Source organism: Sphingorhabdus rigui, assembly GCF_014196595.1.
Taxonomy (GTDB): Bacteria; Pseudomonadota; Alphaproteobacteria; order Sphingomonadales; family Sphingomonadaceae; genus Sphingorhabdus_B; species Sphingorhabdus_B rigui.
The window spans coordinates 1-2,123 of sequence record NZ_JACIEA010000007.1 but is presented as its reverse complement, the minus strand read 5'-3'; the positions used below and the strand labels follow the sequence as shown (position 1 = coordinate 2,123).

Below are 2,123 nucleotides of genomic sequence, written 5' to 3'. Positions count from 1 at the left end.
ACAGGCGCGCTTGGCTTTACGGGCAGCGCGCTGACCGTGAACGCGGCGGTTACGGCCGGTGGTGCTGTGACGGTAGTCAACGCAGGCACGTTCACTACCTCTGCTGCCGGTGACATCACTGCAGCAGGCGCGTTCAACCAGACCGGTGCCGGTGCAAATAGCCTTGCCGGTGACATCACCCTGACGTTGGCCAGCGCTGCGCTGAGCCTTGCAAAAGCCGTGACGCTAACCGGCAATGTCGTGTTCGGTACGACCGACGGTGCGATTACCTTCACAGAAGTTGTGGATGGTGCAGCAGACAACGCGCAGAGTCTGACACTCAATGCCGTTACGGGGGACGTTACCTTTGCCAAGGCTGTGGGTGTAGTCAAGAAGCTGGGTGACACTGTAGCCAACAGCACCGGGACAACAAAGTTCCAGGATGTGGTGCTGGCTAAGTCGGTGGCAACGAACGCGGGCGGTTTTACGGAACTGTTCGGTAACGTCACCACGACAGGCGGCGCACAAACCTATGCCGATAGCAAACTTAAGCTAAAGTCGGACATCGTGTTGACAGGCACCACTGTGACTGTTGGCACCGTTGAGGGTGAAACTCATGCCCTCACCGTCACTGGTAACGCGCAGCTCGGCACGGCAGGTGGCAGCGATACTATCAGCGGACTAACCAGCCTTGAAGTCTCGGGCACAGCTGCCCTTGATGTGGCGTCGATTACTTCGACCGGCGCGCAGACCTACACGGGTGCGGTTACCCTGGGTCAGGCATCGGTGCTGACAGGCGCCGGGATCAAATTTGTCAGCACATTGAATGGCGCCAAGGCGCTGACGATCACCGACACGGCGACGACGACCTTCGGCGGCGCGGTGGGGGGTACAACCCGCCTGACGAGCTTATTGGTCAACGGCACAGGTACAACGCGTATCAGTGGCGGTGTAGTCAAAACGGATGGCACGCAAACCTATTCAAACGCAGTTGAACTCCGTGCCGCCACGACGCTGACCGGCAGTATGGTCTCGTTCCTCAACACCGTTTTGGGTGATGATGGCACGAATAAATTCGCACTGAATGTGGTCGGTAACGCCATTCTGGGCGACTCAATTAGTACAACTGATGCCATCACAGGCCTTGCTTCGCTTGATGTAACAGGCACGACCCTCATTGAAACTGCTGCGCTGACTTCGGCAGGTGGGCAGCGCTTCCGCGGCGCCGTGACTGTCGGTGCAGCCACAACGCTGACCACGACGGATAACGCAGTAACCTTTGATGCAGCGCTTTCGTCGTCCTCGACTGAACAAAATAGCCTCACAATTGCCGCTGGTTCCGGCAACATTCTGGTTCAGGGTCCTGTTGGCGGTTCTGTCGCCGCGGAAGGCTTTGGTGACCTTATCTTCAATACCACGGGCACAAAGACTTTTGGGTCAACCATCCAAGCGGTGTCATTGACGACCCAGGGCGTAGGCATCGTTAATCTTGGTGGCAACGTCACCACATCGGCTGCGCAAACCTATAACAGCAATGTCGTCCTCACATCGAATGTAACGCTTCGCGGCACCAATATCTCTATCCAGGGCGACGTTGACAGCGACGCAACGGCGGCTCGGTCTTTGACCATCTTTGCAACGGATTTCGCGCTCTCTGGCGGCTTTGGAGCCAACAGGCGCCTCCTAAATCTCGCCATTGATGCCGCGAACGGGATTTCGCTGAATGGCGCAATCACCACGGATGGTACGCAGACATATGACGGCATAGTAACGCTGACAGGCAATACAACCCTCATCGGCACCGACATTGCGCTGAACCGAACGGTGAAAAGCGGTAACTCGGCAAGCGCCTTGACCGTAACGGGCAGCGGCGTAACGACCTTTGCCGGCACAGTCGGCGCTGGTGCCGCAAGTAATGCGCTGTCCTCTCTCACAGTGAACGGCGCGGTGACGGGCACGACGTTGCTGAATGGTGGTTCGGTTACAACTATCGGTGCGCAGGATTTCAGGAACGCAGTCACTTTAGGCGGCGATACGGTTCTAACGACCACCAACGGCGACGTGAGCTTTGGTATGACCGTGAACTCGTCTGAAGCCTTGTCCAGGCTGTCGACGCCAGCGGCGCTTACGGTTACGGCAGGTTC

The 2,123-nt window shown here is 57.7% G+C and carries 1 protein-coding gene; it reads left to right on the top strand.

Features of this window, described 5'->3' with window-relative positions:
* Positions 1 to 2,123: beta strand repeat-containing protein (locus GGR91_RS11515; RefSeq protein ID WP_221204325.1), on the top strand; the 2,123-nt coding region annotated here is incomplete at both ends.